The sequence below is a fragment of the Streptomyces sp. NPDC046909 genome (assembly GCF_040644695.1).
Lineage (GTDB): Bacteria > Actinomycetota > Actinomycetes > Streptomycetales > Streptomycetaceae > Streptomyces.
Map to the genome: position 1 here is coordinate 25,918 of NZ_JBEYXC010000028.1, position 7,294 is coordinate 33,211.

Below are 7,294 nucleotides of genomic sequence, written 5' to 3' on the forward strand. Positions count from 1 at the left end.
CGGTTTTGGAGACGCCCACAATCGCCGGCCGATCCCACTCTCCCTGCCTGCTGCGTTATTCAACCGTGACACCTTCCCCGATGCAGCCCTCTTGACCGGCATGAATTGTTAGCGCTCACAATGTGCCTCGCATTCAACCGACCGATGACGCCAGGAGGTGCGACCGTGGACCACTTACAGCTTCGGCCGCCCACCATGGCCGATGTGGCACGCCTGGCCGGGGTGTCCCACCAGACCGTCTCCCGCGTCCTGGGTGATCACCCCAACGTGCGGGACGAGACCCGGGCCAAGGTGCTGCGTGCGATCGAGGAGATGGGCTACCGCCGCAACTCCTCCGCGCGGGCCCTGGTCACCCGGCGCACCCGGACCCTGGGTGTGGTCGCCTCCAACACCACGCTCTACGGGCCGGCCAGCACGCTGTTCGCCCTGGAGGAGGCGGCGCGTGCCGAGGGATACACCGTCTCGACGGTCAGTCTGCGCAGGCTGGCGGTGGAGACGCTCTCCGAGGCCCTGGACCATCTCAGCGAGGGCGGGGTGGAGGGGGTGATCGCCCTCGCTCCGCAGCGCTCGGCGGTCGAGGCGCTCGCCGAACTCCGCCACCCCTTCCCGGTGGTGGCCGTGGGCACCGGCTCCGGCGCGGAGATCCCCAGCGTCAACGTGGACCAGCGGCTGGGCGCGCGCCTGGCCACCGGCCATCTGCTGGCTGCCGGGCACCGTACGGTCTGGCATCTCGCCGGACCTGAGGACTGGCAGGAGGCCGCCGACCGGGAGACCGGCTGGCGGGCCACCCTCGAAGCGGCGGGCATCGAGCCGCCGACACCGCTCAGGGGGGACTGGAGTCCGCTGTCGGGCTACCGCGCGGGCCAGGAACTGGCCGGCTGGGTGGGCCGCGGGCTGACCGCCGTCTTCGTCGCCAACGACCAGATGGCGCTGGGGGTGTTGCGGGCCCTGCGGGAGGCGGGGGTGCGCACACCGCAGGATGTCGCGATCGTCGGTTTCGACGACATCCCCGAGTCCGAGTTCTTCGCTCCACCGCTCACCACCGTCCGGCAGGACTTCGCGACGGTGGGCAAGCACAGCATCGCTCTGCTGCTGGACCTCATCGAGGGCCGGGCCGCCTCCGGGGCGCCCGGAGTCGCCATCGAACCTCAACTCGTCGTCAGGGCCAGTACCGCTCCCGACTGACGTGGCACCACATGACGGTCGCAATTCGCACACCAGTGTGACCGATATTTCGAATAATGATCGACAGGCTGGACGCGGTGCGATCTGTCCTGGCTCTTCAAAGGAGAAGAACATGCTCAACAGAAGGAACTTCCTCACCGCGGCGATCGGCGTCGCGGCGGCGGGCACCCTGGCGGCCTGCGCCAAGGAGGACGACAGCTCCAGTGACTCCGCGGGAAGCGGCGGCAGCAAGAAGATCACCCTCGGCTTCTCCCAGGTCGGCTCCGAGAGCGGCTGGCGCAGCGCCAACACCGACTCGGTGAAGTCCGCCGCCAAGGAGGCGGGCTACACCCTGAAGTTCTCCGACGCGCAGCAGAAGCAGGAGAACCAGATCTCCGCCATCCGCAGCTACATCGCGCAGAAGGTCGACGTCATCGCCTTCTCCCCGGTGGTCGTCACCGGCTGGGACGCGGTGCTCAAGGAGGCCAAGGCCGCGAAGATCCCGGTCGTCCTCACCGACCGCTCCGTCGAGACCTCCGACGACTCCCTGTACGTCACCCTGGTCGGCTCCGACTTCACCGACGAGGGCCGCCGCGCCGCCAAGATCCTCGAGAAGGTCATCGAGAAGGCCGGCCTCAAGGGCGACGTGAAGATCGCTCAGCTGGAGGGCACCACCGGTGCCGCCCCCGCCATCGAGCGCGCCAAGGGCTTCAAGGAGGTCATGGACGCCGACCACGCCGACGACTGGAAGATCGTCGTCACCCAGACCGGCGACTTCACCCGCGCCGGCGGCAAGCAGGTCATGGCGGCCTTCCTCCAGTCCAACCCGGACATCAACGTCCTCTACGCCCACAACGACGACATGGCCATCGGCGCCATCCAGTCCATCGAGGCGGCCGGCAAGAAGCCCGGCAAGGACATCCTCATCGTCTCGGTCGACGGTGTGAAGGACGGCTTCGTCGCGATGTCCGAGGGCAAGATCAACGCCATCGTCGAGTGCAACCCGCTCCTCGGCCCCCAGCTCATGGAGGTCGTCAAGACGGTCCACGAGGGCGGCACGGTCGAGCGCTGGATCAAGACCAAGGAGGGCGACTTCCTCCAGGACCAGGCGAAGGCCGCGCTCCCGACCCGCAAGTACTGACCGACCGCACACACCGGCGGGGAGCCCCCATGGGCCGAGCACACCTCGGCACCGACAGGGCTCCCCACCGGACCGGCCCACCGCAGCCCGAACTGCCGTGGGCCTGAACCGATTTCATGAGGAGGAGCGCTGCCATGGCAGAGCCGCAGCCCGTCCTGGAGATGACGGGCATAGTCAAAGAGTTTCCGGGGGTAAGGGCTCTGTCGGGCGTCGACTTCCGGCTCTTCCCCGGCGAGATCCACGCCCTGATGGGCGAGAACGGAGCCGGAAAGTCCACCCTGATCAAGGTCCTGACCGGCGTCTACACCCTGGACGGCGGCACGGTCACCCTCGACGGCAGGGCCGTGCGCATCGACAGCCCGCTCCAGGCGCAGCAGGCCGGCATCAGCACCGTCTACCAGGAGGTCAACCTCTGCCCCAACCTCTCGGTGGCGGAGAACATCTTCATCGGCCGTGAACCCACCCGCGCGGGCCGCATCCAGTGGAAGCGGATGCGCAAGGAAGCGGCGGAGATGGTCGACCGCCTCGGCCTCGACATAGACGTCACCGCTCCGCTGTCCTCCTACCCCCTCGCGGTCCAGCAACTGGTCGCGATCGTACGGTCGGTGGGCCACGGCGACAGCGACGGCTCGGGCTCCGGCACCAAGGTCCTCGTCCTCGACGAGCCGACCTCCAGCCTCGACCGCGACGAGGTCCTCGAACTCTTCCGCCTCATGCGGCAGTTGCGCGACGAGGGCGTGGCGATCCTCTTCGTCTCCCACTTCCTCGACCAGATCTACGAGATCTGCGACCGCATGACCGTCCTGCGCAACGGCACCCTCGTCGGCGAGCACATGGTCCGCGACCTGGACCAGGTCGGCCTGATCGAGCTGATGATCGGCAAGGCCCTGGACCAGCTGGAGGAGCTGCACGACCACCAACTCCACGCGGATGTGGGCGAGTCGCTTCTGAAGGCGGAGGGCCTGGGCAGGAACGGTGGCATATCCCCCTTCGACCTGGACATCAAGAAGGGCGAAGTCGTCGGCCTCGCAGGCCTGTTGGGCTCGGGCCGCACCGAACTCGCCCGCCTCCTCTTCGGCGCCGACCAGCCCGACGCGGGCAAGGTGACGATCGGCGGCAAGCAGGTCACGATGAGCGCCCCGAACGACGCCATCGGCGCCGGGGTCGCGTTCTGCTCCGAGAACCGCAAGACCGAGGGCCTGGTCCCCGACCTGACGGTCCGCGAGAACATCATCCTGGCCCTCCAGGCGGCCCGAGGCTGGACCCGCCCGATCCCGACGGCCCAGCGCGACGAACTGGTCGCCAAGTACATCAAGGCGCTGGACATCCGTCCCGCCAACCCGGAGGCCCGAGTGGGCCAGTTGAGCGGCGGCAACCAGCAGAAGGTGCTCCTGGCCCGCTGGCTGATCACCCAGCCGAAACTCCTGATCCTCGACGAGCCGACCCGAGGCATCGACATCGGCGCCAAGACCGAGATCCAGAAACTGGTGGTCTCCCTCTCCGAGGACGGCATGTCCGTCCTCTACATCGCGGCCGAGCTGGAGGAGGTCCTCCGCCTCAGCCACACCATCGGCGTCCTGCGCGACCGCAAGCTGGTCGCCCAGCTCACCAACGGCCCGGAGATCACCACCAGCAAGATCCTCGAAACCATCGCCAGTGGCGAGCAGAGCGGAGAACAGCAGTGACCACCACCACCCGCTGGCGAGCACTGACACGCCACAACCTCTTCTGGCCGGTCGCGGTCCTGGTGGCCCTGCTGCTCGTCAACCTCCCCTTCACCCCAGACTTCTTCGCGATCCACATGACGGACGGCCACCTCTACGGCAGCCTCGTCTCGATCGTCCTGTTCGGCTCACCGCTGATTCTGGTGGCGGTAGGCATGACCCTGGTCATCGCCACGGGCGGCATCGACCTGTCGGTCGGCGCGGTAGTAGCCATCACAGGCGCCCTGACCTGCTCCTACATCAGCGACCGCTCGGACCAGGACGCCTTGGCAGGAGTGCTGCTGGCGATGGGCCTGGGCCTTCTGGCGGCAGTCGTCTGCGGCCTGTGGAACGGCTTCCTGGTGGCAAGGATGGGAATCCAGCCCATCATCGCGACCCTCATCATCATGGTCGCGGGCCGAGGAGTGGCCCAGCTGATCACCGACGGCCAGATCATCACCATCAACAGCGAGCCGTACAAGCTGATCGGCGGCGGCTACTGGCTGACGCTCCCGTTCTCCATCTTCGTGGTGGCGGCGGTGGTAGCGGTCACGGTCCTGCTGACCCGCCGCACGGCACTCGGCCTCCTGGTCGAGTCGGTGGGCGGCAACGCGGAGGCCAGCCGCCTCGTCGGCATCCGCTCCCGCCGCATCAAGATCATGGTGTACGTCTTCTGCGCCCTGTGCGCGGGCATCGCGGGCCTGATGATCAGCTCCAACACATCGGCAGCGGACGGCAACAACGCCGGCCTGTGGATCGAGCTGGACGCGATCCTCGCGGTGGTCATCGGCGGTACGTCGCTGCTGGGCGGCCGCTTCTCGATCGGCGGCACGGTCGTGGGCGCCCTGGTCATCCAGACCCTCACCACGACGATCTACACGATCGGTGTCCCGACCCAGACCAACCTGGTCTTCAAGGCGGCGGTCGTGATCGTCGTATGCCTGCTCCAGTCCCCGAAGTTCCGGGCGAAGGTCTTCGGCGCCCGCGCGAAGAAGACACCCTCGCCGCCCCCGGCCGAGGCCCCGGCGGGGCCGACCGCCTCGACCGGCCCCGCCGACTCCACCGGCCCCGCTCCCAAGATGGAGGTGTCGTGATGAGTACGACGACCAAGACCCCCACGACACCCGACAAGCCGGAAGCCCGTACGCCGTCCAGCGCGGCGCGGCTGCTGGCCGACCGCAGGCTCCCGGTGCTGGTCACGGCGGCACTGTTCCTGGCGATGTACATAGCCGGGCTCAGCCGCTACCAGAACTACGGCTTCGGCGACTCGCAGGTGTTCCTCAACCTGTTCATCGACAACAGCTACCTCCTGGTCGCCGCCGTCGGCGCGACCTTCGTCATCATGTCCGGCGGCATCGACCTGTCCGTGGGCTCGGTGATCGGCTTCACGACGATGCTGACGGCGTGGCTGGTGCAGGACGTGGGCCTGCCGCTCCTGGTGGTGATCCCGATCTCCCTGGGGGTAGGAGCGTTCGGCGGCTTCCTGATGGGTTACGTCATCCACAACTTCGAGATCCAGCCGTTCATCGTGACGCTGGCGGGCCTGTTCCTCTTCCGCGGCCTCTGCCTGGTCATCAGCAAGGAGTCGATAGCGATCAACGACTCGGCGGTGAGCAGCCTGGCGGAGACGCGAATTTCGCTGGGCCTGGGGGAGCTGTCGATAGGCGCGGTAGTGGCGCTGCTGGTCCTGGCGGCAGCGTTCTACCTCCTCCACTACACCCGCTTCGGCCGCCGTATCTACGCCATAGGCGGCAACGAGCAGTCGGCGCTGCTGATGGGCCTCCCGCTGGGCGGCACGAAGATCGCGGTCTACACGATGAGCGGCTTCTGCTCGGCGCTGGCGGGCCTGTTGTTCATGCTCTACATCCAGTCCGGCGACCCGCTGCACGCGGTGGGCATGGAGCTCGACGCGATCGCCGCGGTGGTGATCGGCGGCACGCTGCTGACGGGCGGCTCGGGTTACGTGCTGGGCACGCTGTTCGGCGTCCTGGTGCTGGGCCTGATCAAGAGCATCATCCAGTTCGAGGGAACGCTCAGCTCGTGGTGGACGAAGATCGCGACGGGTGTGTTGCTGTGCGCGTTCATCCTCATCCAGCGCGTCATGACGACGCGTAAGGAGACGTGAGCCAAGGAGAGATGAGCCGAGGGGAAACGGACCGTTCCGGGTGGATCATCCGCTACTCGCCGCGCCGGAACGGCCGGTTCCCCACATAACATTCACAGCAGGATCTAGGAACGTTACCTCTCAGGAACTTAACCTTCCCGCGTCATGGACTACTGCCTCCCGTGCCGAAGGCACCTCAACGGCGCCCTCGCCTGCCCGGGCTGCGGCACCTCAGCCGAACAGCTACGCGCCTATGCGACACAGCAGCCCCAGCCCCAGGTTCCCGCGGGCTATGACGCGTACGGCGGCGGGTACGAGGGCTCGTACGGGAGCGCGTACGCCGTCCAGGACCCGAACGCGGTGTACGCGGGCGCTGCTTACGGCGACGCCGCCGGTGCCGCGGCTGACGAGGACACCGGGGCGGCGGACACGGCCGAGGAGGAGCTGGCCGAGGCCGGGCCGGTAGACGGCGGCCGGGCGGCGAGGAGACGTTCGAGAGGCAGGGGCGGCAGAGCGGTGCCGGCCGTTGACGACCCGGAGCCCGAGCCCGAGGCCTACGACGACGAATACGACGACGATGACGACGAGGACGACGACGGCCCGGAGGCCGGCACGAGCCGCCGCGACCGCAAGGCGGCGGCCCATCGACGCAGGCGCCGCCGAACCCTGCTGGTCGCCGCGGGCTTCATCCTCGCCGCCGGCGGCCTGAGCCTGGCGGAGCTGGGCATGGACGCCCCGGGTTCCTCGACGACCCCGGCCGCGGCGGGCGGCGCGTCGGCCGACGGCGCCGCCGACGCGGCGGCGAGCAAAACGGCCGAGTCACTGGACGACGAGAACACGACAACGGAGTCGGCGTCCGCTTCCCCATCGGCCTCGGGCTCCCCGTCCCCCTCGGCCTCGGAGTCAAAGGCCAAGGACGACCCGGCCAAGGCCGCCCAATCCGCCGCCTCCGAAGCCGCAAGCCACGCGACAGCAACCTCAGCCGCCCCAGCAACCTCTGCGGCCCCCACCGCAACCCCGACAACCTCGGAACCGACCGCGGACCCGTCACCGTCGGAGACGTGCAACAGGTTCCTGTGGTGGTGCACGTAGCCCAGGTATTTCCAGCCCGTCCGGCGTCCGAGGCCGAGGCCAGCCGTCCCGATCCCCCACCCACCCGCTGAGGGCTTCGCTTCTCGCTGC

The 7,294-nt window shown here is 68.3% G+C and carries 6 protein-coding genes; all 6 read left to right on the forward strand.

The window, feature by feature from the left end:
• Window positions 1-165: 165 nt before the first annotated feature.
• The 6 genes from ABZ928_RS50000 to ABZ928_RS50025 all read left to right on the forward strand — a co-directional run bounded on the left by ABZ928_RS50000 (window position 166) and on the right by ABZ928_RS50025 (window position 7,204).
• Window positions 166-1,185, forward strand: a complete 1,020-nt coding sequence (locus ABZ928_RS50000) for a LacI family DNA-binding transcriptional regulator (RefSeq protein WP_361535859.1) — start codon at window positions 166-168, stop codon at window positions 1,183-1,185.
• 112 nt (window positions 1,186-1,297) lie between these two features.
• On the forward strand, window positions 1,298-2,305 hold the full coding sequence (locus ABZ928_RS50005; RefSeq protein ID WP_361535862.1) for an ABC transporter substrate-binding protein: 1,008 nt from the start codon (window positions 1,298-1,300) through the stop codon (window positions 2,303-2,305).
• Window positions 2,306-2,439: 134 nt separating this feature from the next.
• Window positions 2,440-3,990, forward strand: coding sequence for a sugar ABC transporter ATP-binding protein (locus ABZ928_RS50010; protein WP_361535865.1), 1,551 nt, complete (start codon window positions 2,440-2,442; stop codon window positions 3,988-3,990).
• Window positions 3,987-5,102, forward strand: coding sequence for an ABC transporter permease (locus tag ABZ928_RS50015; protein ID WP_361535868.1), 1,116 nt, complete (start codon window positions 3,987-3,989; stop codon window positions 5,100-5,102). The genes ABZ928_RS50010 and ABZ928_RS50015 overlap by 4 nt, the downstream gene beginning before the upstream one ends.
• The gene (yjfF, locus tag ABZ928_RS50020; RefSeq protein ID WP_361535871.1) at window positions 5,102-6,133 is read left to right on the forward strand and encodes a galactofuranose ABC transporter, permease protein YjfF; all 1,032 of its coding nucleotides are present in this window, start codon (window positions 5,102-5,104) and stop codon (window positions 6,131-6,133) included. Before ABZ928_RS50015 ends, yjfF begins: the two co-directional genes overlap by 1 nt.
• A gap of 144 nt (window positions 6,134-6,277) precedes the next feature.
• A complete protein-coding gene (locus tag ABZ928_RS50025) occupies window positions 6,278-7,204 on the forward strand; it encodes a hypothetical protein (protein WP_361535873.1) in 927 nt (308 codons plus the stop codon).
• Window positions 7,205-7,294 lie beyond the last annotated feature (90 nt).

What these genes read in the sequence shown, in the direction of transcription:
- ABZ928_RS50025 (WP_361535873.1), top strand. Translation starts at nt 6,278, where the DNA reads ATGGACTACTGCCTCCCGTGCCGAAGGCACCTCAACGGCGCCCTCGCC.
- ABZ928_RS50010 (WP_361535865.1), top strand. Translation starts at nt 2,440, where the DNA reads ATGGCAGAGCCGCAGCCCGTCCTGGAGATGACGGGCATAGTCAAAGAG.
- ABZ928_RS50005 (WP_361535862.1), top strand. Translation starts at nt 1,298, where the DNA reads ATGCTCAACAGAAGGAACTTCCTCACCGCGGCGATCGGCGTCGCGGCG.
- yjfF (WP_361535871.1), top strand. Translation starts at nt 5,102, where the DNA reads ATGAGTACGACGACCAAGACCCCCACGACACCCGACAAGCCGGAAGCC.